This window comes from Pseudomonas sp. LBUM1647, from assembly GCF_059716175.1.
This window is the reverse complement of record NZ_CP166809.1, coordinates 4,889,064-4,915,078: the sequence shown is the minus strand read 5'-3', so window position 1 is coordinate 4,915,078 and position 26,015 is coordinate 4,889,064. Positions and strand designations below refer to the sequence as shown.

Annotated in this window: 20 protein-coding genes; 10 read left to right on the top strand and 10 right to left on the bottom strand. The window is 59.6% G+C overall.

Annotated elements, in window-relative coordinates; genetic code table 11:
• Positions 1 to 19: 19 nt before the first annotated feature.
• Positions 20 to 766, bottom strand: coding sequence for a 3-oxoacyl-ACP reductase family protein (locus tag ACA059_RS22525; protein WP_497631058.1), 747 nt, complete (start codon positions 764 to 766; stop codon positions 20 to 22).
• A 125-nt stretch (positions 767 to 891) separates the two neighbouring features.
• Here ACA059_RS22525 and ACA059_RS22520 point away from each other — a divergent pair, with 125 nt between their 5' ends.
• On the top strand, positions 892 to 1,815 hold the full coding sequence (locus ACA059_RS22520) for a LysR family transcriptional regulator (protein WP_497631057.1): 924 nt from the start codon (positions 892 to 894) through the stop codon (positions 1,813 to 1,815).
• A 116-nt stretch (positions 1,816 to 1,931) separates the two neighbouring features.
• Here the strand turns inward: ACA059_RS22520 and ACA059_RS22515 are convergent, their stop codons facing one another.
• The 3 genes from ACA059_RS22515 to ACA059_RS22505 all read right to left on the bottom strand — a co-directional run bounded on the left by ACA059_RS22515 (position 1,932) and on the right by ACA059_RS22505 (position 5,521).
• A complete protein-coding gene (locus tag ACA059_RS22515) occupies positions 1,932 to 2,660 on the bottom strand; it encodes an aspartate/glutamate racemase family protein (RefSeq protein WP_497631056.1) in 729 nt (242 codons plus the stop codon).
• 56 nt (positions 2,661 to 2,716) lie between these two features.
• Complete coding sequence (locus tag ACA059_RS22510) at positions 2,717 to 4,258, bottom strand: NCS1 family nucleobase:cation symporter-1 (RefSeq protein WP_497631055.1); 1,542 nt, start codon at positions 4,256 to 4,258, stop codon at positions 2,717 to 2,719.
• Between the two features lie 522 nt (positions 4,259 to 4,780).
• On the bottom strand, positions 4,781 to 5,521 hold the full coding sequence (locus ACA059_RS22505; protein WP_149420209.1) for a phosphoadenylyl-sulfate reductase: 741 nt from the start codon (positions 5,519 to 5,521) through the stop codon (positions 4,781 to 4,783).
• A 173-nt stretch (positions 5,522 to 5,694) separates the two neighbouring features.
• Here ACA059_RS22505 and thrH point away from each other — a divergent pair, with 173 nt between their 5' ends.
• The gene (gene thrH / locus ACA059_RS22500) at positions 5,695 to 6,312 is read left to right on the top strand and encodes a bifunctional phosphoserine phosphatase/homoserine phosphotransferase ThrH (RefSeq protein WP_497631054.1); all 618 of its coding nucleotides are present in this window, start codon (positions 5,695 to 5,697) and stop codon (positions 6,310 to 6,312) included.
• A 111-nt stretch (positions 6,313 to 6,423) separates the two neighbouring features.
• On the opposite strand, the gene pabB is transcribed toward thrH, so the two are convergent.
• The 4 genes from pabB to rloA form a co-directional block, all read right to left on the bottom strand.
• Positions 6,424 to 7,761, bottom strand: a complete 1,338-nt coding sequence (gene pabB / locus ACA059_RS22495; RefSeq protein WP_497631053.1) for an aminodeoxychorismate synthase component I — start codon at positions 7,759 to 7,761, stop codon at positions 6,424 to 6,426.
• A 219-nt stretch (positions 7,762 to 7,980) separates the two neighbouring features.
• Positions 7,981 to 8,967 carry an alpha-L-glutamate ligase-like protein gene (locus ACA059_RS22490; RefSeq protein WP_497631052.1) on the bottom strand — a complete coding sequence of 329 codons (987 nt, stop codon included), beginning with the start codon at positions 8,965 to 8,967 and terminating at the stop codon, positions 7,981 to 7,983.
• Positions 8,967 to 10,502 (bottom strand): osmotic stress tolerance membrane protein RloB, encoded by a 1,536-nt coding sequence (rloB, locus tag ACA059_RS22485; protein WP_095128809.1) that lies wholly within the window; start codon positions 10,500 to 10,502, stop codon positions 8,967 to 8,969. Before rloB ends, ACA059_RS22490 begins: the two co-directional genes overlap by 1 nt.
• 5 nt (positions 10,503 to 10,507) lie before the next feature.
• Positions 10,508 to 11,044: a retropepsin-like aspartic peptidase RloA gene (gene rloA, locus ACA059_RS22480; RefSeq protein WP_008146333.1), complete on the bottom strand. Its 537-nt coding sequence runs from the start codon at positions 11,042 to 11,044 to the stop codon at positions 10,508 to 10,510.
• 302 nt (positions 11,045 to 11,346) lie between these two features.
• Here rloA and ACA059_RS22475 point away from each other — a divergent pair, with 302 nt between their 5' ends.
• The 6 genes from ACA059_RS22475 (at position 11,347) to prpD (ending at position 19,925) form a co-directional block, all read left to right on the top strand.
• Positions 11,347 to 12,066 (top strand): GntR family transcriptional regulator, encoded by a 720-nt coding sequence (locus tag ACA059_RS22475; protein WP_177327884.1) that lies wholly within the window; start codon positions 11,347 to 11,349, stop codon positions 12,064 to 12,066.
• On the top strand, positions 12,063 to 12,953 hold the full coding sequence (gene prpB, locus ACA059_RS22470) for a methylisocitrate lyase (protein WP_008146328.1): 891 nt from the start codon (positions 12,063 to 12,065) through the stop codon (positions 12,951 to 12,953). The genes ACA059_RS22475 and prpB overlap by 4 nt, the downstream gene beginning before the upstream one ends.
• Positions 12,954 to 13,084: 131 nt before the next feature.
• Entirely contained in the window at positions 13,085 to 14,212 is a 1,128-nt protein-coding gene (prpC, locus tag ACA059_RS22465; RefSeq protein WP_095128807.1) for a bifunctional 2-methylcitrate synthase/citrate synthase, read from the top strand.
• A 206-nt stretch (positions 14,213 to 14,418) separates the two neighbouring features.
• Positions 14,419 to 17,013, top strand: a complete 2,595-nt coding sequence (acnD, locus tag ACA059_RS22460) for a Fe/S-dependent 2-methylisocitrate dehydratase AcnD (RefSeq protein ID WP_497631051.1) — start codon at positions 14,419 to 14,421, stop codon at positions 17,011 to 17,013.
• Positions 17,014 to 17,069: 56 nt separating this feature from the next.
• Positions 17,070 to 18,260 carry a 2-methylaconitate cis-trans isomerase PrpF gene (gene prpF, locus ACA059_RS22455; RefSeq protein WP_497631050.1) on the top strand — a complete coding sequence of 397 codons (1,191 nt, stop codon included), beginning with the start codon at positions 17,070 to 17,072 and terminating at the stop codon, positions 18,258 to 18,260.
• Between the two features lie 180 nt (positions 18,261 to 18,440).
• Positions 18,441 to 19,925, top strand: coding sequence for a 2-methylcitrate dehydratase (gene prpD, locus ACA059_RS22450; protein ID WP_497631049.1), 1,485 nt, complete (start codon positions 18,441 to 18,443; stop codon positions 19,923 to 19,925).
• 60 nt (positions 19,926 to 19,985) lie between these two features.
• Here the strand turns inward: prpD and ACA059_RS22445 are convergent, their stop codons facing one another.
• Positions 19,986 to 20,879, bottom strand: coding sequence for a DMT family transporter (locus ACA059_RS22445; RefSeq protein WP_497634712.1), 894 nt, complete (start codon positions 20,877 to 20,879; stop codon positions 19,986 to 19,988).
• A 137-nt stretch (positions 20,880 to 21,016) separates the two neighbouring features.
• Between ACA059_RS22445 and ACA059_RS22440 the strand changes: the two genes are divergently transcribed.
• Positions 21,017 to 22,426 carry an aminotransferase-like domain-containing protein gene (locus ACA059_RS22440; protein ID WP_497631048.1) on the top strand — a complete coding sequence of 470 codons (1,410 nt, stop codon included), beginning with the start codon at positions 21,017 to 21,019 and terminating at the stop codon, positions 22,424 to 22,426.
• A gap of 123 nt (positions 22,427 to 22,549) precedes the next feature.
• Here the strand turns inward: ACA059_RS22440 and ppsR are convergent, their stop codons facing one another.
• The gene (gene ppsR / locus ACA059_RS22435) at positions 22,550 to 23,368 is read right to left on the bottom strand and encodes a posphoenolpyruvate synthetase regulatory kinase/phosphorylase PpsR (RefSeq protein ID WP_046053150.1); all 819 of its coding nucleotides are present in this window, start codon (positions 23,366 to 23,368) and stop codon (positions 22,550 to 22,552) included.
• Between the two features lie 174 nt (positions 23,369 to 23,542).
• Here ppsR and ppsA point away from each other — a divergent pair, with 174 nt between their 5' ends.
• Positions 23,543 to 25,918: a phosphoenolpyruvate synthase gene (gene ppsA / locus ACA059_RS22430; protein WP_095128801.1), complete on the top strand. Its 2,376-nt coding sequence runs from the start codon at positions 23,543 to 23,545 to the stop codon at positions 25,916 to 25,918.
• Positions 25,919 to 26,015: the final 97 nt, after the last annotated feature.

The window sequence follows — 26,015 nt, the reverse complement described above, 5'->3', positions numbered from 1 at the left end:
TTATGCGTGATTCAGAACATCAGGCGCCGAAACCACCGTCGATGGTCAGGCTGGCACCGGTGATGTAGCCGGCTTCGGGACCGACGAGGTAGGCGACGAAGCTGGCGATTTCTTCCGCTTTGCCGTAACGACCCACCGCCATCAACGGGATCAGGCTTTCGGCGAAGTCACCACTGGCCGGGTTCATGTCAGTGTCGACCGGGCCCGGCTGCACGTTGTTGATGGTGATGCCGCGCGGGCCGAGGTCGCGGGACAGGCCTTTGGTCAGGCCGACCAGCGCCGCTTTGCTCATGGCGTACGGGCCGCCACCGGCGAAAGGCATGCGGTCGGCGTTGGTGCTGCCGATGTTGATGATGCGACCGCCTTCGGTCATGTGTTTGGCAGCGGCCTGGGTGGCGATGAATACGCTGCGCACGTTGATCGCGAGGGTCTGGTCGAAGTCTTCGAGTTTGAAGTCTTCCAAGGGGGCAACGGCCAGCACGCCAGCGTTGTTGACCAGAATGTCCAGGCGACCAAAGGCTTTTACCGTGGCGGTCACCGCGTTGCGGATGGCCTCGGCGTCGGCGCTGTCAGCCTTGATAGCGAGGGCTTTGCCGCCGCTGCCGGTGATGCTGTTTTGCAATTCTTCGGCTTTGGCCGTGGAGCTGACGTAGGTGAAGGCGACTGTCGCGCCTTCAGCAGCCAGGCGTTTGACAATGGCTGCGCCGATACCGCGGGATCCGCCTTGAATCAAAGCCACTTTGCCGCTGAGGTTCTGAGTAGTCATATCGATCTCCAAAGTCCCGAGGCGAGATGTCTCGGTTGATGGAGCCTAGTATCGATTCAGGATTACCGGCTGTGTAGACGGTAATTGCGATAGTCTGTATAAACCAAAAGTTTATAGTGGCACTTATGGAAACCTTCAGCAGTATCGAATGCTTTGTGCGCAGTGCCGAGGTCGGCAGCTTCGCCGAAGCCGCGCGCCGTCTGAGTCTGACCCCGGCGGCGGTGGGCAAGAGCGTCGCCAAACTTGAGGCGCGGCTGGGTGTGCGGCTGTTTCAGCGCAGCACTCGCAGCCTGACGCTCACTGAAGCGGGTCATCGGTTTCTCGGCGAAGTGAGTTCCAGTCTTCACACGATCCAGAATGCCGTGGCCAATCTGGCCAGCGCCGAGGGGCTACCAGCGGGGACGTTGAAGGTCAGCATGGGCACGGTGTTCGGGCGTTTGTACATCGTGCCGTTGCTCGGGGAGTTTCTGCGGCGCTTTCCGGCGATCAACCCGGACTGGCATTTCGATAATCGTCAGGTCGATCTGATCGCTCAGGGTTTCGATGCGGCGATTGGTGGGGGATTCGAGCTGCCGCAGGGGGTGGTGGCGCGCAAGCTGACACCGGCCCATCGGGTGTTGGTGGCGTCAGCTGACTACCTTGCGAGGCGTGAGGTGATTGCCGAGCCCGATGATCTGAAGCATCACGATGGCATCCTGATTCGATCGCCACAGACAGGTCGTGTGCGTTCCTGGGAATTGACCAGTCACACCCGGCAACACAGCCCGCTGACACTCAAGACGCGGATGACCATGAGCGATTCGGAGGCGGCCTGCGCCACGGCCGCCCAAGGGTTGGGCATTGCGCTGGTGAGCATGCCGTTTGCCGTGGGCTATCTGGAGGCCGGGACCTTGCAGCGGGTGCTGCCGGATTGGTTTGTCGACGACGGCAACATTTCCATTTATTACGCTGAACACAAACTGCTGCCGGGAAAGACCCGGGCATTTGTGGATTTTATTATTGAGCAGTTTGCGGAGCAGGGGTTGGGGCAGCGGTTTAGTGCTCTTTGAGCCAGCCTCAAGACCGAGGTGCGCCCATCGCGAGCAGGCTCGCTCCCACAGCGGATTTGTGAACGACACAGATCAAATGTGGGAGCGAGCCTGCTCGCGATGAACGATAACGCGGTCTACCTGCCAAACCGCCCCGGCCAGCCAATAATTTTCTTCGGCCGCGGCGTTGCATAGGTCCGCACTTTGGACGTCGACAACCCCAATCGCACCAACGACTCGGCAATCGTCACCGCCGCTGTCACGCCGTCCACCACCGGAACCCCGGTGCGCCGGCGAATCTGTTCATCCAGCCCGGCCATGCCGCCGCAGCCCAGGCAAATCACCTCGGCCTTGTCTTCAAACACGGCCAATTCCGCCTGACGAATAATTGCCTCCAGCGCACGTTCGGGATCGGATTCCAGTTCCAGCACCGCCAAACCACTGGCCCGCACCGACGCGCAACGGTCCCAGAGTCCGGACAGTTTGAGGCGATCCTCGATCAGCGGCACGGTGCGGTCCAGCGTGGTGACCACGGAGTAGGCATGGCCGAGGAACATGGCGGTGCTGGCCGCCGCATCGGTGATGTCCACCACCGGCACGTTGAGCAATTCCTGCAACCCTTCACGGCCGTGTTCGCCGTAACCGGCCTGAATCACGGCATCGAAGGGTTGGTCGTAGGACATCACCCGGTCCATCACCGCGATGGCGGCCAGGTAACTTTCGAAATTGCCTTCGATGGAGTCAGCACCGAAGTAGGGCGTCAGGCCGATGATTTCCGTGCCCGGCGCGGCCACGGACTGAGCCGAACGCGCGATGGCCTGGGTGATGGACTCGGTGGTGTTGACGTTGACCACGAGAATACGCATGGGAAGTCCTTATAGCGGGTGGTTCTGCGGCCCGACGGTGCCGGGCCGCCAAGGGATTAATGGCTGACGTTATCGACGGCGATGGCTTCACCGCTGACGTCTGCGTAATGGGGCTGCCGTTTGGCGATGATCAGGTAGAGCATCCCGGCAATCCCGGCCCCAATCAGCCAGGAGAAGGGCGATACGCTGTCGAAACCCGGTACCAGCGCCAGGACGATGGCGATCAGCGCGGCAGGAATGAACGCCGCGACAGCGCGTAAATTGACTCCGCGGCTGTAGTAATAAGCGCCGTTGGGGTCTTCGCTGTACAACTGCGGCACGTTGACCTGACCTTTTCGTACGAGCCAGTAGTCGACCATGATCACGCCGTACAACGGGCCGAGCAGGGCGCCGAGGCCGGACAGGAAATACACGATCACCAGCGGGCTGTTGTAGAGGTTCCACGGCAGGATCAGCACCGCGATGGTCGCGCTGATCAGGCCGGCGCGCCGGAATGTCAGGTATTTGGGCGCCAGGTTGCTCAGTACGAAGGCCGGGGCGACGAAGTTGGCCATGATGTTCACCGCCACGGTGACGATCAGGAACGCCAGGCAACCGAGCACCAGAAAGAAGGTGTTGGGAATCGAGGCGATGATCTCGGTCGGGCTTTCGATGATCCGGCCATTGATCTGAAATTGCGCGCCGCAGAGCAGGACGGTGATGCTGGCGAACACCAGAATGTTCACCGGCAGGCCCCAGAAATTGCCGACCTTGATGGTCTTGCGGCACGGCGAAGAACGGGCGAAGTCGCAGAAGTTGAGGATCAGCGTGCCGTAGATCGACAGCCACAACGCACCACCGGCAAAGATGTTGCGCCACATCTCGCCGCCGGTCAGCGGTTCGCGGATCGACCAAGCGATCGTCGCGTTGGCCTGAAAGTACATCCACGCGGCGAGGGCGGCGACGGTCAGCAGAATCACTGGCCCGGCGAACGCTTCGTAGCGCCGCACCATTTCCATGCCATAGGCGAGAATCGCCAGTTGCACGAACCAGATCGCCACGAAGCACACCCAGCCCAGGCTCGATAGACCGAGGATCGAGTTGTGGTCGTAGTCAGCGAAACCTGGATGAACCGCTGTCAGCAGTACACGAAAGACCACCGAGGCCAGGTAGGTCTGAATCCCGAACCAGGCAATGGCGATAACAGCGCGGATCAATGCAGGAATCTGCGCCCCGTGAATGCCGAAACTGATCCGGCTGATGACAGGAAACGGCACGCCGGTCTTTTGCCCCATGTAACCGGAGAGGTTCATGAAGCTATACACCAACGCCGCACCGATCCCCAGAGACAGCAGGATTTGCCAGCCGCCCAGTCCGAGGGCATACAGCCCGATGGCGAAGGAGTAATTGGCGATGTTGTGAACGTCGTTGGTCCACAGGGCGAAAATGCTGTAGCGGCCCCAGCGTCGACCTTCGGCCTTGGTCGGCGCCAGGTCCTTGTTGTGCAGACGAGGGCTGAGTACGACGGGTTCTTGAAACGTTTGGTCGTGAGGGGTTGAAGTGGGTTGGAAGGAGGGCAGATCCAGCGCGATGTTGTTATTGGAGAGGCTAGTACGCATTCCGGCAGGCTCCGAGCTTGGCGTCGCGATGACTGTGCATGAGCGTTGGCTCGACAAATCTTCGTCGCGGGCAGTCAGCATCATTGGTTACGGGGCATCTGCAGCCTGTACGGGATAGGGCGCTTCAGGCTTGCGGATCTAAAGTGTGTGTATGTTTTGATGTGATTGTATACAAAACATGTATGCACTTAAGCCAGATCCATGCCAGTCGGTGATCTATGAATTCTGCCGCTAATTTCGTTTTGTTATCGGTAAGCGATAAGTGACTGAAATAAAGGCGATATAAATTGACTGTTTGAACAGGTATTTATTTTTCAGCGGGATTTGTACGAAAGGTCGACTGAGGAAGACAGGGTAGGGGCGTGTAACTTTTTGCGGCGCTGAAATGAAAAGTGCACACACAAATGGCACCTATGGTGACATTCGTGTGTACACATTTTTAAGATCAAAAGATCGCAGCCTGCGCCAGCTCCTACAGGTGTACATTGCACCCCTGTAGGAGCTGGCGAAGCCTGCGATCTTTTAAGCTTTGGATTTGCTGATGATGTTGCCCGCATGCAGTCCGCATTCTTTCTGCGTCGCTTCTTCCCACCACCAACGACCTTCGCGCTCGTGCTGGTTCGGCAACACCGGACGGGTGCAGGGCTCGCAGCCGATGCTGATGAACCCGCGTTCGTGCAGGCTGTTGTACGGCAGCTCCAGCATGCGGATGTAACCCCAGATTTCTTCACTGGTCATTTGCGCCAGCGGGTTGAATTTGTACAGGGTGCGTTCCGGGGTGGAAAACGCGGTATCAATTTCCAGCACGGCGACGGCGCTGCGTGTTCCAGGGCTCTGATCCCGACGCTGACCGGTGGCCCAGGCTGTCACACTGGAGAGCTTGCGACGTAACGGCTCGATCTTGCGGATGCCGCAGCATTCGCCATGGCCGTCCTTGTAGAAACTGAACAGGCCCTTTTCCTTCACGAAAGGTTCGAGCTTGGTGTAGTCCGGCGACACCAGTTCGATGTCGATCTTGTAGTGCTCGCGCACCTGATCGATGAAGCGGTAGGTCTCGGGGTGCAAGCGGCCAGTGTCGAGGCTGAACACTTTGACGTTCTTGTTCAGCTTCCAGGCCATGTCCACCAGCACCACGTCTTCGGCACCGCTGAAAGATATCCACAGGTCATCGCCAAACTCGGCGAACGCGAGTTTCAGGATGTCCTGGGCGGATTTGTTGGCATAGGTCGTGGCGAGTTCCACGACGTCGAACGTTGGGCTCATCAGGGCGGCTTCCTACAGGTCGGTGGCGCTGGGCGCTCTATATGGCCCTGATGGTAACAAAAACCTACAGCTGCTGGCGCGCCCTCTGCGTTGCACCGGCCGGCCTGAGTCGCTAGAGTTCGGCAGTCCTTTTGCTCGCTCGACTCAATAATCAATACAAATGGGAGTGTCTTGTGGAAATTGCCTGTCTGGATCTTGAAGGTGTACTGGTCCCGGAAATCTGGATCGCCTTCGCCGAAAAAACCGGGATCGAATCCCTGAGGGCTACCACCCGGGACATCCCTGACTACGACGTGCTGATGAAGCAGCGTCTGCGGATCCTAGATGAGCACGGCTTGAAACTCGCTGACATCCAGGAAGTGATCGCCACGCTCAAGCCGCTGGATGGCGCAATCGAGTTCGTCAACTGGCTGCGTGAGCGCTTTCAGGTGGTGATTCTGTCGGACACGTTCTACGAGTTCTCCCAGCCATTGATGCGTCAACTGGGCTTTCCGACCTTGCTCTGCCATCGTCTGATTACTGACGATTCCGGGCGGGTGACGAGCTATCAGCTGCGTCAGAAAGATCCCAAGCGCCAGTCGGTTTTGGCTTTCAAGAGCCTTTACTACCGGGTGATCGCGGCGGGGGATTCCTACAACGACACCACGATGCTGGGCGAGGCGGATGCGGGGATTCTGTTCCATGCGCCGGACAATGTGATTCGCGAGTTTCCGCAGTTCCCGGCGGTGCACAGCTTTGAAGAGCTGAAGCAGGAGTTCATCAAGGCTTCCAATCGAGCTTTGAGTCTGTAAATCCAATTCTGTGGCGAGAGGGAGCTTGCTCCCGCTCGGCTGCGCAGCAGTCGCAAAGGTTTTTGGGGGCGCTTCGCACCCCAGCGGGAGCAAGCTCCCTCGCCACAAAAGCTAAAGGCTCTGCAAGGTATCGAGCAACACCTTCACCTTGGTAATCGATTCCTGGTATTCCGCCTGCCACTCCGAGTCCGCGACGATTCCGCCACCGCCCCAGCAACACACCTGCCCATCCTTGACCAGCAAACTGCGAATGGCGATGGAGCTGTCCATCTCGCCGCGCACGTCCAGATAGAGCAAAGACCCGCAGTACAACCCGCGACGCGTCGGCTCCAGTTCGTCGATGATTTGCATCGCGCGAATTTTCGGCGCACCGGTAATCGAGCCGCCAGGGAAGCTGCCAGCGATCAGGTCCAGCGCGTCCCGGTCATCCGCCAGTTCTCCGGTTACGCTGCTCACCAGGTGATGCACGTTCGGGTAGCTTTCCAGGCTGAACAACTCCGGCACCCGCACCGATCCGATACGGCAAGTACGGCCGAGGTCATTGCGCAGCAGGTCGACGATCATCAGGTTTTCCGCGCGGTCTTTGGGGCTGGCCAGCAGTTCGGCGGCGTTTGCCGCATCTTCGGCTGCGGTCAGTCCGCGAGGGCGGGTGCCTTTGATCGGGCGGGTTTCCACATGGCGTTCGCTGACTTTGACGAAACGTTCTGGCGACAGGCTCAACACCGCGCCGCCGTCGGGCAGACTCTGAAAACCGGAAAATGGCGTCGGGCACGCCGTTCGCAGCGCGCAATACGCGGCCCATGGATCGCCTTGGCACGGCGCGCGGAAACGTTGGGCGAAGTTGACCTGGTAACAGTCGCCGGCCTGGATGTAGTGCTGAATGCGTTCTAGCGCGTGGCGATATTCGTCAGCGCTCAGGTCGGCCTTCATCGGGGCTTTCAACGTGAAAGGCTCGACCGCTTCAACTGAAGGCTCACTGAGTAGTGCGATCAAGCGCTGACGTTCGCTGTCGATCAGCGACGGGTGGAAGACCAACTGACTTGTACTCAGTTGGTGATCGGTGATCAGTGCCCAGTCATACAGCCCGAAACGTGCGTCGGGTAGTTGCAGATCGTCCTGCGCCTGACTGGGCAGGTTTTCCAGATGCCGACCGAAGTCGTAGCTCAGGTAACCGATGAGGCCGCCAGCGAAGGGCAAGTCGTCAGGAACAGCCGCTTCACCGAGTCGTGTCAGATTGTCGCGAAGACGTTGCAGGAAATCGCTGCCACTTTCGTCAGGCAGTACCGCTAATTGCTCCAGCGGCCAGGCACTGAGCAGGTCATAACGACCACGCTCGGCACTCGGCCTGCCACTGTCGAGTAGCACTGCACCGGGGGCATGACGAATCGCCGCGAAGTACTCGGCGGGGTTGGCGCGATAGGGGAGCGGGTGTACGGAACAGGTCAACATGGGCGGGGCAGATCAGCCATCGAGGCGGGGGGGCGATTGTAGTCTCCTCGGGGAATTGCTCCTAGAGGGGATGTCGGGAACTGACCGATCAGCAGCGGCTACACAAAACCTGTGGTGAGGGGATTTATCCCCGTTGGGCAGCGAAGCGGCCCCAAAATCAGGCCTGCTGCGCAGTCCAACGGGGTGGTGCGGCATTCCGATAAATCCCCTCGCCACCGGTCAGCCTTCAACCGCAGGAATATGCCCAAACATTTCCTGAACAAACTCAACCCGTTCCTGAACCGTCTCTACAACCCCACGAGCCTTCAACTCTTCCAACCGCGCTTCAACCGCATGCGTGCGCAACGTCAGCCCGCAATCATTGGCAATCTGAATGTTCAACCCAGGCCGGGCATTGAGCTCAAGAATCAGCGGCCCTTTCTCCTGGTCCAGCACCATGTCGACACCGATGTAACCCAGCCCGCACAGCTCATAGCAGCCCGCGGCAAGTTTCATGAAACCGTCCCAGTAGGGCAGTTGCACGCCATCCACTGCGTTGGTGGTGTCGGGGTGTTTGGTGATGATGTTGTTCAGCCAGGTGCCGCGCAGGGTCAGACCGGTGGCCAAGTCCACGCCGACGCCGATGGCGCCCTGGTGCAGGTTGGCCTTGCCGCCGGACTGGCGGGTTGGCAGCCGCAGCATGGCCATCACCGGATAGCCCATCAGCACGATGATCCGAATGTCCGGCACGCCTTCATAGCTGATGCTCTTGAAGATCTGGTCCGGGGTCACGCGGTACTCGATCAGCGCCCGATCCCGGTGACCGCCCAAGGAGTAGAGGCCAGTCAGGATGCTGGAGATATGGTGCTCGAGCTCCTCATGGTCAATGATCTTGCCGGACACTGTGCGATAGCGCCCCTCGAACCGGTCGGCAACCACAATGATGCCGTCACCGCCCGCGCCCTGGGCCGGTTTGATCACGAAGTCGTTGCGCCCGCCGATGATGTCGTCGAGGTTGTCGATTTCTTTCTCGGTGGAAATCACGCCGTACAGTTCCGGCACATGAATGCCGGCGGCGATGGCGCGTTCCTTGGTGATGATCTTGTCATCGACAATCGGGTACAGACTGCGCTTGTTGTACTTGAGCACGTAGTCTGCGTTACGCCGATTGATCCCCATGATGCCCCGGGCTTCCAGGGCCTTCCAGGTCTTCCAGAAGCCGAACATCAGGCGTCAGCCTTCTTCAGGAAGGCCTTGAAACGCACCAGTTCGGTCAGGCGGTAGCCGCGATAACGCCCCATCGCCAGCATGAAGCCCACCAGGATCAACAGGATCGCCGGGAAAGTGAACACGAAGTAAACCAGCTCCGGAACGCTCATGATCAGGTGCGCCAGCGACGCGGCGAACAGCGTACCGATCGCCACTTTCATGGCGTGGCCGGAGCCGCGTTCTTCCCAGGTAATCGACAGGCGTTCGATGGTCATGGTCAGAATCACCATCGGGAACAGCGCCACCGACAACCCGCGTTCCAGACCGAGTTTATGGCTGAGCAGGCTGATCGCCGCGATCAGCACCACCACGAAAGTCAGCACCACCGACAGCCTCGGCAGCATTTGCAGCTTCAAGTGTTCGAGGTAGGAGCGCAGCGACAGGCCCAACGCCGTGATGATCGTAAACAGCACGATACCGAAGCCGAGCTGGGTTTCCCGGAACGCCAGGGCAATCAGCACCGGAGTAAAGGTGCCGAGGGTCTGAATGCCGATCAGGTTGCGCAGGATCAAAATCACCAGCACACCGATCGGGATCATCACCATGATCATGAAGGTCTGCTGGGTTTGCAGCGGCAGGCCGTACAGCGAGTATTCGAGGAAGTTGGCGTCGGTGTTTTCGTCGGTCAGCTTGGCCAGGCGAATCGCGTTCATTTCGCTGTTGTTCAGGCTGAAGGTCACGTTGGCCTTCTTGCCGCCATCGACGGTGATCAGGTTTTCGTCGCCAGTCCACCACAGCAGGCGGTCGGTCGGCAGGCCCTGTTCACCGGTTTCCGGGTTGAAGTACAGCCAGTCGGTGCCGTTGAAACTGCGCAACCACAGTTCCGGCATTTGCGGTTGGTCGGCCACCAGACGAATGGTGTGGACCTTTTCTACTGGCACGTGCGCGATGGACAGCACCAATTCGACGATTTTCGCCTTGTGCCCGGGGGACGGATCGCCGCCCAGCAGCAGTTTCACGTTGTCGTCGTTGAGATTGTTGACACGCTTGATGGCTTCGCCGATGAAGGTTTCGACGTCAGCCGAGTGCTGGCGGATCGGTGCGAGCAGGGCTTCGGCGGCGACTTTTTCCGCGCCTTCGACGGCGATGCTGTCGCGGAAGGTCGGGCCTTTGATCTTGGATTTTTCACCGGTGTAACGCTTGGTCAGCACCAGGCGGTAATAAAGGGTCTGATTGCCCTTGGCTCGACGTGCCGACCAGGTGACTTTGCGGTTGCCGTCGGCACGGTTCACGGCCACGCCGTAGTTATTGGAAATGAAGCTCTCGTTGAGGCTGACGTAATCGCGGCTCAGCGGCGGCACGAACATCTGGATCTTGACCGGGTCCTTGGTACTGGCGACGAACTCGACTTTGGCGTCGATGTTCCACAAGTCGTCGGTGGCATCTTCGGTCACGGGGATGCCGAGCACGAAGATCTGATAGGCCGTGACTGAAATACCCAGCACCACCAGGATGGCGATCAGGAATTTCAGGTGAAGGGTAAGAGAGCGCATTGGAATTACTCTGCGGTATGAGCGTCGGTGGCGCAGGCGGGTTTGCCAGCAGCGTATTTAAGACTGGGGTCGACCAGCGCATCGAAGCGTTTCAGCGCTTCGGAGCCGATCAGGAGCGGGTATTGGAAGGCGCTGCGGTCGGTTAGGTTCACTTCGATGCTGCGTAAGGCCGAACCCATGCAGATATTCAGCTCGATCACCGGACGGGCGGTGTACTTCTTGCCTTCTTCCGGGTCGTAGTCGCCGGCCCGGCGCTTGATCTTGCTGACCCGGGCCAGTGGCCGTTCGATTGGGTGTGAGTGCGCGGCGTCGATCGCCAGGTAAAAACGCACCCAGGACTCGCCATTACGTTTGAAACGTTTGATGTCACGGGCACTCAGGGAAGCGGTTTTCGCCCCGGTGTCGAGTTTGGCGGCGACTTCCAGGTCGATGCCGTCCAGGGAGGCGTACTCGTTGAGGCCGTAAACAGTCTTTTCCCCCGCCGCGGCGAAACCGGGCAGGCAAAGAAGATAAAGGAAGGTGGGGAAGGGCTTGAGTCTCATAAATCCTGGTGCGCAGCGGTCCGTACTTCGATTCAAGGCCCTGGCATCGCTGCGCAAGCTCCCTCGTATGCCTATCAACTGTTTATGACAAGCAGTGCAGATGTCACAAACAAATGCGGCCGGCATTCTAGCACGGTGGTTTTATGGCGCCAGCGCCGGGAGGCGGCTATAAACAGAAGGGCTGCGTCGTTCTGGTGCAGTCGGTTATTAGACGATTGTCGACAATACCTATTTATCCTTTGACTAAAAGGTCTGTATTCGCTAGTTTTTGCGGCATCAGCTTTCAAGGTGTCGACAATATGCTGGATCAACTCGATCCCCCGGTCATTGCCCAAGACGATTCAGAGACACTTTCCGAGAACGTCTTCCGGCGCATTCAGGCGGCCATCGTCAAGGGCGAGATCGCCCCGGGCAGCAAGATCTCCGAACCGGAACTGGCGCGCACCTATGGCATCAGCCGCGGGCCGTTGCGTGAGGCGATCCACCGTCTGGAAGGCCAGCGCCTGCTGGTTCGCGTGCCGCACGTCGGGGCGCGGGTGGTTTCGTTGAGCCATGCCGAGCTGCTGGAACTCTACGAAATCCGCGAATCCCTCGAAGGCATGGCCTGCCGTCTGGCGGCCGAGCGCATGACCCTCGAAGAAATCGACGAACTGCGCCGGGTCCTCGAAACCCACGAGCGCGATGCGGCGTTTCAGGCCGGTGTCGGCTACTACCAGCAGGAAGGCGATTTCGACTTCCATTACCGAATCATCCAGGGCAGCGGCAACCGCACCCTGACGCAGATGCTCTGCGGTGAGCTCTATCAACTGGTGCGCATGTACCGCATCCAGTTTTCCACCACGCCCAATCGCCCGCGTCAGGCCTTTGCCGAGCACCACCGAATTCTCGACGCCATCGCCGACCGTGACGGTGAGCTAGCCGAGTTGTTGATGCGCCGCCATATCGGCGCCTCCAAACGCAATATCGCTCGTCACTACCAGGACGGCGCAAACCAGACAGCCACTGAACGAGGTGAGTCATGAGTTCCAACAAGAGCACTCCAGGCCAGCGATTCCGCGATGCGGTCGCCAGCGAACATCCGCTGCAAGTGGTCGGCGCGATCAACGCCAATCACGCGCTGCTGGCCAAGCGCGCCGGTTTCAAGGCTATTTATCTGTCGGGTGGCGGGGTGGCTGCCGGCTCCCTCGGCGTGCCGGACCTGGGCATCACCGGCCTGGATGACGTGCTGACCGACGTGCGCCGCATCACTGACGTCTGCGACCTGCCGCTGTTGGTGGACGTGGACACCGGGTTCGGTTCCTCGGCGTTCAACGTCGCGCGTACCGTCAAGTCGATGATCAAGTTCGGCGCGGCGGCGATTCACATCGAAGACCAGGTCGGCGCCAAGCGCTGCGGTCACCGTCCTAATAAAGAGATCGTGTCCCTGCAGGAAATGGTCGATCGCATCAAGGCTGCAGTCGATGCGCGCACCGATGACAGCTTCGTGATCATGGCCCGCACCGACGCCCTCGCTGTGGAAGGTCTGGAATCTGCGCTGGATCGTGCCGCCGCGTGCATCGAGGCTGGCGCTGACATGATCTTCCCGGAAGCCATCACCGAACTGGACATGTACAAGCTGTTCGCCAGCCGTGTGAAAGCGCCGATCCTGGCCAACATCACCGAATTCGGCGCGACGCCGCTGTACACCACCGAGCAACTCGCCGCTGCCGATGTGTCGCTGGTGCTGTACCCGCTGTCGGCGTTCCGCGCGATGAACAAGGCCGCAGAAAACGTCTACACCGCGATCCGCCGCGACGGCACGCAACAGAACGTCATCGACACCATGCAGACCCGCATGGAGCTTTACGATCGCATCGACTACCACACCTTCGAGCAGAAGCTCGATGCGTTGTTTGCCGCGAAGAAATGAAGATCAAGAGATCGTGTTCCTCTGTAGGAGCTGTCGAGTGCAACGAGGCTGCGATCTTTCGGCATCACCCCGAATAACCTGATGAATCACAACTTGCCGATTCCCTAACAAATTCAAGATTGGAGACAGCAATGGCCGAAGCAAAAGTACTCAGTGGCGCCGGGCTCCGTGGCCAGGTTGCCGGGCAAACCGCACTGTCCACCGTGGGCCAGTCGGGCGCAGGCCTGACCTATCGTGGCTACGACGTTCGCGAACTGGCGGCTGACGCACAATTCGAAGAAGTGGCCTACCTGCTGCTTTACGGCGAACTGCCGACCAAAACACAACTCGCCGCTTACATCAGCAAACTGAGCAAGCTGCGCGACCTGCCGCAAGCGCTTAAAGAAGTGCTGGAACGCATCCCCGCCGACGCCCACCCGATGGACGTGATGCGCACCGGTTGCTCGTTCCTGGGCAACATCGAGCCGGAGAAAGACTTCTCCGAACAACACGACGTGACTGACCGTTTGCTCGCCGCGTTCCCGGCGATCATGTGCTACTGGTATCGCTTCAGCCACGATGGCAAACGCATCAGCTGCGTGAGCGACGAACAATCCATCGGCGGCCACTTCCTGCACCTGCTGCACGACAAGAAGCCGAGCGAGTTGCACGTCAAAGTGATGAACGTTTCGCTGATCCTCTACGCGGAACACGAGTTCAACGCCTCGACGTTCACCGCACGGGTTTGCGCCTCGACCCTGTCGGACATGTATTCCTGCGTCACGGCCGCCATCGGCTCGCTGCGCGGTCCGCTGCATGGCGGCGCCAACGAAGCGGCGATGGAAATGATCGAGCGCTTCAGCTCGCCGGAAGAGGCGATCAAAGGCACCCTCGGCATGCTCGAGCGCAAGGACAAGATCATGGGCTTCGGTCACGCGATCTATAAGGACAACGATCCGCGCAACGAGGTGATCAAGGGCTGGTCGAAAAAACTCGCTGACGAAGTGGGCGACACCGTGTTGTTCCCGGTTTCCGAAGCCATCGACAAGACCATGTGGGAACAGAAAAAGCTGTTCCCGAACGCCGACTTCTACCATGCGTCGACGTACCACTTCATGGGCATCCCGACCAAGTTGTTCACACCGATTTTCGTCTGCTCGCGCCTGACCGGCTGGGCGGCGCACGTGTTCGAACAACGTGCCAACAACCGCATCATCCGCCCGAGCGCCGAGTACGTCGGCGTCGAACAGCGCAAGTTCGTGCCAATCGAACAACGCTGAATGGTGAAGGCCTGAACATCGGTAGCTGAAGGAACCGAGAACCCCTGTGGGAGCGAGCCTGCTCGCGATGACGGACTGACATTCAACATAAATGTCGACTGTGATACCGCTATCGCGAGCAGGCTCGCTCCCACAAGGGGACGGCGTGAACCTCAAGCCCGAAGCCAGGCCCCACCTTTTGAAACTACCGTGACCGAGTCCTGACGATGAATACTGAATTCCGTAAACCGCTGCCCGGCAGCCATCTGGATTACTTCGACGTCCGCGCGGCTGTCGAGGCCATCCAGCCTGGCGCCTACGACACCCTGCCATACACCTCCCGCGTGCTGGCGGAAAACCTGGTGCGTCGCTGCGACCCGGCCACGCTCACCGAATCCCTGAAGCAATTCATCGAGCGCAAACGCGACCTCGACTTCCCATGGTTCCCGGCCCGTGTGGTGTGCCACGACATTCTCGGCCAGACCGCGCTGGTCGACCTCGCCGGCCTGCGTGACGCCATCGCCCTGCAAGGTGGCGACCCGGCGCAAGTGAACCCGGTGGTGCCGACACAATTGATCGTCGACCACTCCCTGGCCGTCGAGCGCGGTGGCTTCGATCCGGAGGCGTTCGAGAAGAACCGCGCCATCGAAGACCGTCGCAACGAAGACCGTTTCCACTTCATCAACTGGACCAAAAAAGCCTTCAAGAACGTTGATGTGATTCCGCCGGGCAACGGGATCATGCACCAGATCAACCTGGAGAAAATGTCTCCGGTGATCCAGGTGCGTGACGGCGTGGCGTTCCCCGATACCTGCGTCGGTACCGACAGCCACACCCCGCACGTCGACGCGCTGGGCGTGATCGCCATCGGTGTCGGTGGTCTGGAAGCGGAAAGCGTGATGCTTGGCCGCGCGTCCTGGATGCGCCTGCCGGAAAGCGTCGGCGTCGAGCTGACTGGCAAGCTGCAACCGGGCATCACCGCCACCGACATGGTGCTGGCGCTGACCGAGTTCCTGCGTCAGCAAAAAGTGGTTGGCGCGTGGCTGGAGTTCTTCGGCGAAGGCGCCTCCGCGTTGACGCTTGGCGACCGTGCGACCATCTCCAACATGGCCCCGGAATACGGCGCCACCGCAGCGATGTTCTACATCGACCAGCAGACGATCGACTACCTGAAACTCACCGGCCGTGAAGACGAGCAGGTGCAGCTTGTAGAGCAATATGCCAAGACCACAGGCCTGTGGGCTGACAGCCTGAAAGGCGCGCAATACGAGCGTGGACTGACCTTCAATCTGTCCTCGGTCGTGCGCAACATGGCCGGCCCGAGCAACCCGCACGCTCGCGTTGCGACCTCGGATCTCGCCGCCCAAGGCATCTCCGGTCAGTGGACCGAAGTGCCCGGCCAGATGCCGGATGGCGCTGTCATTATTGCCGCCATCACCAGTTGCACCAACACCAGCAACCCGCGCAACGTCATCGCCGCCGGCCTGCTGGCGCGCAATGCCAACAAGCTCGGCCTGACCCGCAAGCCGTGGGTCAAATCGTCCCTGGCGCCGGGTTCGAAAACCGTGGCGCTGTACCTCGACGAAGCGGGTTTGACGACCGAGCTGGAGCAACTCGGTTTCGGCATCGTCGCCTTCGCCTGCACCACCTGCAACGGCATGTCCGGTGCGCTGGATCCGGTGATCCAGCAAGAGATCATTGACCGCGACCTGTACGCCACCGCTGTGCTGTCAGGCAACCGCAACTTCGACGGACGGATTCACCCGTACGCCAAGAATGCGTTCCTGGCTTCGCCGCCGTTGGTGGTGGCTTACGCCATCGCCGGCACCATCCGTTTCGACATCGAAAAAGATGTGCTGGGTGTGGTCGACGGCAAGGAAGTCCGCCTGAAAGACATCTGGCCGAGCGACGAAGAAATCGACGCAGTGGTCAAGGCTTCGGTCAAGCCGGAGCAGTTCCGTCAGGTCTACATTCCGATGTTCGCCATCCACGAAGACACCGGTCCGAAAGTGACGCCGCTGTACGACTGGCGCGAGATGAGCACTTACATCCGCCGTCCGCCGTACTGGGAAGGCGCGCTGGCCGGGGCTCGTCCGCTCAAGGGCATGCGCCCGCTGGCGGTGCTGCCGGACAACATCACCACCGATCACCTGTCGCCGTCGAACGCGATCATGCTCGACAGCGCCGCCGGCGAATACCTGGCGAAAATGGGCCTGCCGGAAGAGGACTTCAACTCTTACGCAACGCACCGCGGTGACCACCTGACCGCGCAACGCGCAACCTTCGCCAACCCGAAACTGTTCAACGAAATGGTTAAGGAAAACGGCAAGGTCAAACAGGGTTCGCTGACCCGCGTCGAGCCGGAAGGCAAAGTGATGCGCATGTGGGAAGCCATCGAAACCTACATGGAACGCAAGCAGCCGCTGATCATCATCGCCGGCGCCGACTACGGTCAGGGTTCGTCCCGCGACTGGGCAGCGAAAGGCGTGCGTCTGGCAGGTGTGGAAGCGATTGCCGCCGAAGGTTTCGAGCGCATTCACCGCACCAATCTGGTGGGCATGGGCGTGTTGCCGCTGGAATTCAAACCGGGCACCGACCGCAAGACCTTGGGCATCGATGGCAGCGAAACCTACGACGTGATCGGTGAGCGCACCCCGCGTGCCGAGCTGACGCTGGTGATCAACCGCAAGAACGGCGAGCGCGTCGAAGTGCCGGTGACTTGCCGCCTCGACACCGCCGAAGAAGTGTCGATCTACGAGGCGGGCGGCGTGCTGCAACGCTTCGCTCAGGACTTCCTCGAAGAGTCGGCGGTTGCCGTCTAAAAACACGATGTGTGGGCACGGGATTTCAGTCCCGTGTCTGCCCTTAAGGAGCACCAATGGCTCACGCACCTCAAATCAAAATCCCCGCCACTTACATGCGTGGCGGCACCAGCAAAGGCGTGTTCTTCAGCCTGAAAGACCTGCCCGAAGCGGCACAGATTCCCGGTCCAGCTCGCGATGCCTTGTTGCTGCGCGTGATCGGCAGCCCCGACCCGTATGACAAGCAAATCGACGGCATGGGTGGCGCGACCTCCAGCACCAGCAAAACCGTGATCCTGTCCAAAAGCATCAAGGCCGATCACGACGTCGACTATCTATTCGGTCAGGTGTCCATCGACAAACCTTTCGTCGACTGGAGCGGCAACTGCGGCAACCTGTCGGCGGCGGTCGGTTCGTTTGCCATCAGCAATGGTTTGGTGGACGCCAGCCGCATCCCGCACAACGGCGTTGCCGTGGTTCGCGTGTGGCAGGCCAATATCGGCAAGACCATCATCGCCCACGTGCCGATCACCAACGGTGAAGTGCAGGAAACCGGCGATTTCGAACTCGACGGAGTGACCTTTCCGGCCGCTGAAGTGCAGGTCGAATTCATGAACCCTGCGGCGGAAGAAGAGGGCGGCGGCGGTTCAATGTTCCCCACCGGCAACCTGGTCGATGACCTCGAAGTGCCTGGCGTCGGGACCTTCAAGGCGACCATGATCAATGCCGGTATTCCGACCATCTTCGTCAATGCCGAAGACATCGGCTACACCGGTACCGAACTGCAAGGTGCGATCAACAGCGATCCGAAAGCGTTGCTGATGTTTGAAACCATTCGGGCTTACGGCGCATTGCGCATGGGCCTGATCAAGGATCTGGACGAAGCGGCTAAGCGTCAGCACACGCCTAAGGTTGCCTTTGTGGCCAAGCCTGCGGACTACGTTGCTTCGAGTGGCAAAGCGATTGCGGCGGGCGATGTCGATCTGCTGGTGCGCGCGTTGTCCATGGGCAAGTTGCACCACGCGATGATGGGCACGGCGGCGGTGGCGATTGGTACGGCGGCGGCGATTTCCGGCACGCTGGTGAACCTCGCAGCGGGCGGTATTGAACGCAATGCCGTGCGCTTTGGGCATCCGTCCGGCACCTTGCGCGTGGGTGCTGAGGCGAGCCAGGTGAACGGCGAGTGGACCGTGAACAAGGCCATCATGAGCCGCAGTGCGCGGGTGTTGATGGAAGGTTATGTCCGTGTGCCGGGCGATTCTTTCTAACTGACAAATACCCCCGTAGGAGCTGCCGAAGGCTGCGATCTTTTGATCTTGATTTTTTTAAAGGCAAGATCAAAAGATCGCAGCCTTCGGCAGCTCCTACGGGATCGCATTTCAATAATAAGAATGAGATTGCCCTGAACCGAGGTCCCATCAACGAACCACTTCAAGAGTGAATCGAACATGAGCACCAACGTCGACCAGAACAACCGCCCCGACTACGACACGGTCCTGCAGGACATCGCTGACTATGTCCTCAATTTCAAAATCGAATCCAAAGAAGCTTTGGACACCGCCCGCAACTGCCTGATGGACACGTTGGGCTGTGGCCTGCTGGCCCTGCGCTTCCCCGAATGCACCAAACACCTCGGCCCCATGGTGGAAGGCACCGTCGTCCCGTTCGGCGCGCGCGTCCCCGGCACCCGTTATCGCCTCGACCCGGTCAAAGCAGCGTGGGACATCGGTTGCATCGTTCGCTGGCTCGACTACAACGACACCTGGCTCGCCGCCGAATGGGGCCATCCGTCCGATAACCTCGGCGGCATTCTCGCGGTGGCCGATCACTTGTCGCAAAAACGCCTCGCCAATGGCGATGCGCCGCTGACCGTTCGCGTGGTGCTCGAAGCCATGATCATGGCCCACGAAATCCAAGGCGTGATCGCGCTGGAAAACTCCTTCAATCGTGTAGGCCTGGATCACGTCATTCTGGTGAAAGTCGCCTCGACCGCTGTCACCGCCAAACTCATGGGCGCCAATCGAGAGCAGTTGTTGTCCGCGTTGTCCCACGCCTTCGCCGACGGACAGGCGCTGCGCACTTACCGTCATGCGCCGAATGCCGGATCGCGTAAATCCTGGGCGGCCGGCGACGCGTCCAGCCGTGGCGTGCGTCTGGCGGACATCGCAATGCGTGGCGAGATGGGCATCCCCGGCGTACTGACCGCCAAACAATGGGGCTTTTACGACGTGCTGTTCAGCCACACCAACAACGACCTGGCGCTCAAGCCCGAAGACAAACGCACGTTCAGTTTCTCCCGACAGTACGGCAGCTACGTGATGGAAAACGTGCTGTTCAAAATCAGCTTCCCGGCCGAGTTCCACGCGCAAACGGCCTGCGAAGCGGCCGTGACGTTACACCCGCAAGTCAGAAATCGCCTGCACGAAATCGACAAAATCGTCATCACCACCCACGAATCGGCGATCCGCATCATCTCCAAGGTCGGCCCGTTGGCCAACGCTGCGGACCGTGACCATTGCATTCAGTACATGACAGCCGTGCCGCTGGCGTTCGGCAATCTGGTGGCCGAGCAGTACGAGGACGATTTCCACGCGGCGCATCCGATCATCGACGTGCTGCGCGAAAAAATGGTCATCGTCGAAGACCCGCGCTACACCCGCGAATACCTGGAGGCCGACAAACGCTCCATCGCCAATGCGATACAGGTGTTCTTCAAGGACGGCTCCAGCACCGAAAACGTGTTGGTGGAGTACCCCATCGGCCATCGCCGTCGCCGCACCGACGGCATTCCGCTGCTGGAAGACAAGTTCAAGGCCAACCTGGCGACGCGCTTCACCGCCCAACGCAGCGCCGAGATTTTTGCGTTGTGCAAGGATCAGGCGAAGCTTGAAACCACGCCGGTGAACCGGTTTGTCGACTTGTTCGTCATTTGATCGGATAAACGCCAATCCCCCGTAGGAGCTGCCGAACGCGGCCCGAGCCTTCGGCAGCTCCTACAGGGGCCGTGTCAGCCATTTTTCTATTGGCAATTTGGTGATCGCAAACCCCGTCAGCAAAATCGCCGAGTACATCATCAGTTCCCGGGACAAGGTTTGCCCTTCGTACCAGGCACCGATGATCACCGCGAACACCGGAAAAATGATGAATACGAATGACAGAATGATCGGGCTCAGGCGTTTGAGCAGTATGAAATAAACAATGAATCCGCCCACCGACGCCACGAGCCCGAGATAGAGCAGGGCGCTCCAGGAACGCAGGCTGATCGCAGCAAACACAGGCGTTTCGAAGTGCAATCCCGCGACAAACAGCATCAAACCGGCGATGCCGATCGGTAGCGTGTTGTAGGTAATGACGCTGATCGCCGTACCGTGTTTTTTAGTCACCACGTAACACAGCGCATGCATCACCGCCGCGCAGAGAATCGCCAACACCCCGAACAACTCGGCATGGTCCAGATGCAACCCCTGGCTGCGGATGATCATGAACAGGCTGCCGAAACCGATGGCGATGCCGAGCACTTGCGAGGGATAGATTTTCTCCCGCAGAAACAGCGCGGAAAACAGCAGGATGAACACTGGCATGCAGCTGAACAGCAGCGCCGTCAGGCCGGACGAAACGTGCATCTCGCCGTAGTTGAGCAAGTAATACGGCAGGCTGAAATACGTCAACGTGACGAAGACAAAGAACCAGCGACTTTCTCTGGGAAACAGCAGCGGCTCACGACGTATCAGGGCGAAGCCGAGAAACAGCGGGAAGGCGATGAGGAACCGCAGGCCAGCGGCGGTCAGCGGTGGCACGCTTTCAACGGCAATCTTGATCCCGAGCCACGTGGTGCCCCAGCTCAGGCACACGATCAGAAACAACACGCTGGTGACCAGGGCGGCCAGCCAGGGTTTTGCAGTACATGAAGGTGCACTGACGGCAATGGACATGAGCGAGCTCCTTTTATGTTCGGAATTGACCTTCATCTGCAAAAGGTCTATCCCTGATTGAACCTGTTTCAAGCACGCTATTCGGGGCTGGAATGACTGTCAAAACAAGTATTGCCATGGTGTCAATCCTGCGCGACGGCCTGGCGAACGGTCTGGGTGTGAAATACAAGCGCCTCGCCGACGCGATCGAAAAAGGCATCGCTGAAGGGCTGATCGAGCCCGGCTGCAAATTGCCGCCTCATCGGTTGCTGGCGGATAGCCTCGGCGTGACCATTGGTACCATCAGCCGCGCTTACGGTGAACTCGAACGTGTGGGATTGGTGGTCGCGCGAGTAGGAGACGGCACGTATGTGCGTCAGCGCGGGATGGAACGGCCGCGGGACGGTGGCTTTCGCAATGTCAGTGATGAGCCTCGGGCGTTTTTCGACATGAGCCGCAATCAACCGATTCCGGGGCAGGAAGCGCTTTTTTTGAGTCAGAGCCTGCAAGCGTTGTCCCTTGATCCTGAGGCGTTGCAACACATCAGCGGCTACATCGCCGATGTCGGTTTGCCACGCTATCGTGCGGCGGGCGCGCATTGGCTCAGGCATAAAGAGTTTGTACCGAATGCCGAGCAGATCGTTTGCGTGAACGGCGGCCAGCACGGTCTGTTGTGTGCCTTGATGGGGTTGCTCAAGGCGGGCGATACGTTGGTGACGGAGCACCTGACCTACCCGGGGTTGATCAGCGTCGCACGCCAGCTCGGGATAAAACTCATCGGCGTCGGGATGGATGATGAAGGCCTGATGCCCGATGCGCTGGAGGAGGTTTGCCGCAACCATCGTGTGTCGGCGCTGTATTGCACACCGACGATCCAGAATCCTACGGCTGCTGTGATGTCCGTCGCACGGCGCGAGGCGATTGTAGAGGTCTGTCGGCAGCACAATCTGTTGATCTTTGAAGACGAAGCCCACGCGGTATTAGCTCAACAGCGACCGTTACCCTTGAGCCATTTCGCCCCGGAGCGCTCGGTGCTGATCGGCAGCCTGAGCAAGGCGGTTTCGGCGGGTTTGCGAGTCGGTTACCTGCATGCGCCGCAACCGTTGATCGGACGCTTGAGCGCAGCAGTGCGGGGGACGTGCTGGATGGCCAGTCCGTTGTCGCTGGAGGTGGCGAGTCTGTGGATAGAAAACGGCATCACCGAGCGGTTGCTGGGCCAGCAGATTGTTGAGATCGGTCGGCGCAAGGCGCTGGTCAGTGGGCTGTTGGAGGGGTTGGCGTACAAAACCCATCCCCATAGCCCGCACTTCTGGGTCGAAGTGTCCGAGCCTTGGCGGGCCTCGCAGATTGCTGAGGAGCTCAAGGCGAATAATTATCTGGTGGCTACCGCCGAGATGTTTGCAGTCGGGCATGGGGCGGTGCCGCAGTTCATCAGGGCGAGTGTGTGTAATTCGACGGGGGATGATCGGTTGTTGCTTCAAGGGTTTGAAGCTTTGGTGGGAGCATTGGCTGAGACCGAGTGATCGTTCTTCGCGAGCAAGCCCGCTCCCACATTGGATATTCAGTGGACACAACATTTGTGTACCACCGAAATCCCCTGTGGGAGCGGGCTTGCTCGCGAAAGCGGTCTAAGAGTCGCTAAAGAACTACTTGAAGCGCCGCTCCACGCCTTTCTCCACCAGAATCTTCGCCGAAATCTCTTCCACCGAAAAATGCGTGGAATTGATGTGCGGAATGTTCTCGCGACGGAACAGATTCTCCACCTCACGCACTTCGAATTCGCACTGGGCGTAGCTCGAATAGCGGCTGTTGGGCTTGCGCTCGTTGCGGATCGCGGTGAGACGATCCGGGTCGATGGTCAGGCCGAACAGTTTGTGCTGATGGGCACGCAGGGTGCCTGGCAGTTGCAGGCGTTCCATGTCGTCTTCGGTCAGCGGGTAGTTGGCCGCGCGGATGCCGAATTGCATGGCCATGTACAGGCACGTCGGCGTCTTACCACAACGCGACACGCCCACTAGGATCAGGTCCGCCTTGTCGTAATAATGCGTGCGCGCACCGTCGTCGTTGTCGAGGGCGAAGTTCACCGCCTCGATCCGCTCCATGTAATTGGAGTTGCTGCCAATGGAGTGGGACTTGCCGACGGTGTAGGAAGAATGCTCGGTCAGTTCCTGTTCAAGAGGCGCCAGGAAGGTCGAGAAAATGTCGATCATGAAACCATTGGACGTTGCGAGGATCTCACGGATGTCCTGATTGACAATGGTGTCGAAGATGATCGGCCGAAAGCCGTCGGTTTCGGCGGCTTTGTTGATTTGTTGTACCATGGCCCGCGCTTTATCCACGTTGTCGATGTATGGCCGCGTGAATTTGCTGAAGGTAATGTTTTCGAACTGCGCCAGGAGGCTTTGGCCGAGGGTCTCGGCTGTGATGCCGGTGCCGTCGGAAATAAAGAAAGCAGATCGTTTCATTTGCACCTTGGGCCTTAAGCTAGTGACGAATCTTGGATATAGTAGGCGCGATTTGCCGGCCGCCAGTGGCCCGCATTCTCACTTATTTTCCAGGTCCAGGCCATACAGCTGGCAAACGCTCCATAGAGCAGCCGGCTTCTGAGCTTTTCCAACACAGTTAGTGGAGAGATCACCTTGGTAGAGTACGTAGTTTCCCTCGATAAGCTCGGCGTCCATGATGTAGAGCATGTGGGGGGCAAGAACGCATCCCTGGGCGAGATGATCAGTAACCTTGCAGGTGCCGGTGTATCGGTGCCCGGTGGCTTCGCCACGACAGCTCAGGCTTATCGTGATTTTCTCGAGCTGAGCGGCCTGAACGATCAGATCCACGCCGCCCTCGACGCCCTGGACGTCGACGATGTCAACGCCCTGGCCAAGACCGGCGCCCAGATCCGTCAATGGATCATGGAAGCCGAATTCCCCGAGAAGCTCAACGCCGAGATCCGCACCGCGTTCGCCACGCTGTCGGCCGGCAACCCTGACATGGCCGTGGCCGTGCGCTCTTCCGCTACCGCCGAAGACCTGCCGGACGCTTCCTTCGCCGGTCAGCAGGAAACCTTCCTGAACATCCGTGGTGTCGAAAACGTTATTCGCGCCGCCAAAGAGGTGTTCGCTTCGCTGTTCAACGACCGCGCGATTTCCTACCGCGTCCACCAGGGCTTCGACCACAAGCTGGTTGCCCTGTCGGCTGGCGTGCAGCGCATGGTCCGCTCCGAAACCGGCACCGCCGGCGTGATGTTCACTCTCGATACCGAATCGGGCTTCCGTGACGTGGTGTTCATCACCGGCGCCTACGGCCTGGGTGAAACCGTCGTACAAGGCGCGGTGAACCCGGATGAGTTCTACGTCCACAAAGGCACGCTGGCAGCCGGTCGTCCGGCCATCCTGCGTCGGAACCTGGGCAGTAAAGCCATCAAGATGATCTACGGCGAAGTGGCCACGGCCGGTAAGTCGGTCAAGACCATCGACGTCGACAAGGCTGATCGCGCACGTTTCTGCCTGAGCGACGCCGAAGTCAGCGAACTGGCCAAGCAAGCGATGATCATCGAGAAGCACTACAAGTGCCCGATGGACATCGAATGGGCCAAAGACGGCGACGACGGCAAGCTCTACATCGTTCAGGCCCGTCCTGAAACCGTGAAGAGCCGCACCTCGGCCAATGTCATGGAACGCTACCTGTTGAAAGAAACCGGCACCGTGCTGGTTGAAGGTCGCGCCATCGGCCAGCGCATCGGCGCCGGCAAGGTCCGCATCATCAAGGACGTGTCCGAGATGGACAAAGTCCAGCCCGGCGACGTTCTGGTCTCCGACATGACCGACCCGGACTGGGAACCGGTCATGAAGCGCGCCAGCGCCATTGTCACCAACCGTGGCGGCCGTACTTGCCACGCGGCGATCATCGCTCGCGAGCTGGGCATCCCCGCCGTGGTCGGTTGCGGCAACGCTACCCAGCTGTTGAAGGACGGCCAGGGCGTGACCGTTTCCTGCGCTGAAGGCGACACCGGTTACATCTTCGAAGGCGAACTGGGCTTCGACATCAAGAAAAACTCCGTCGATGCCATGCCGGATCTGCCGTTCAAGATCATGATGAACGTCGGCAACCCGGACCGCGCCTTCGACTTCGCGCAGCTGCCGAACGCCGGTGTGGGCCTGGCCCGTCTGGAGTTCATCATCAACCGCATGATTGGTGTTCACCCGAAAGCGCTGTTGAACTATGACGGTCTGCCGCAGGACATCAAGGACAGCGTCGACAAGCGCATCGCCGGTTACGATGATCCGGTTGGCTTCTATGTCGACAAACTGGTTGAAGGCATCAGCACCCTGGCCGCTGCCTTCACCCCGAAAAAGGTCATCGTGCGTCTGTCGGACTTCAAGTCCAACGAATACGCCAACCTGATCGGCGGCAAGCTCTACGAGCCGGAAGAAGAAAACCCGATGCTGGGCTTCCGTGGTGCTTCGCGTTACATCAGCGAAGCGTTCCGTGACTGCTTCGAACTCGAGTGCCGCGCCCTCAAGCGTGTGCGCAACGAGATGGGCCTGACCAACGTTGAAATCATGGTGCCGTTCGTCCGTACACTGGGCGAAGCTAGCCAGGTGATCGATCTGTTGGCCGAAAATGGCCTGGCCCGCGGCGAGAATGGTCTGCGCATCATCATGATGTGCGAACTGCCGTCCAACGCGATCCTCGCTGAAGAATTCCTCGAGTTCTTCGACGGCTTCTCCATCGGCTCCAACGACCTGACCCAGCTGACCCTGGGCCTGGACCGTGACTCCGGGATCATCGCGCACCTGTTTGACGAGCGTAATCCGGCGGTCAAGAAGCTGCTGGCCAACGCGATTCAGGCCTGCAACAAGGCTGGCAAGTACATCGGTATTTGCGGTCAGGGTCCTTCGGACCACCCTGATCTGGCCAAATGGCTGATGGAGCAGGGCATTGAAAGCGTTTCGTTGAACCCCGATTCCGTACTGGAAACCTGGTTCTTCCTGGCTGAAGGTCAGGCTTCGGCTTGATGATGTGAGTGAACGGGCCGCTTCCTGTGGGAGCGAGCCTGTTCGCGAAGACGGACTGACATCCAGCAGCGGTGTCGGCTGATATACCGCTTTCGCG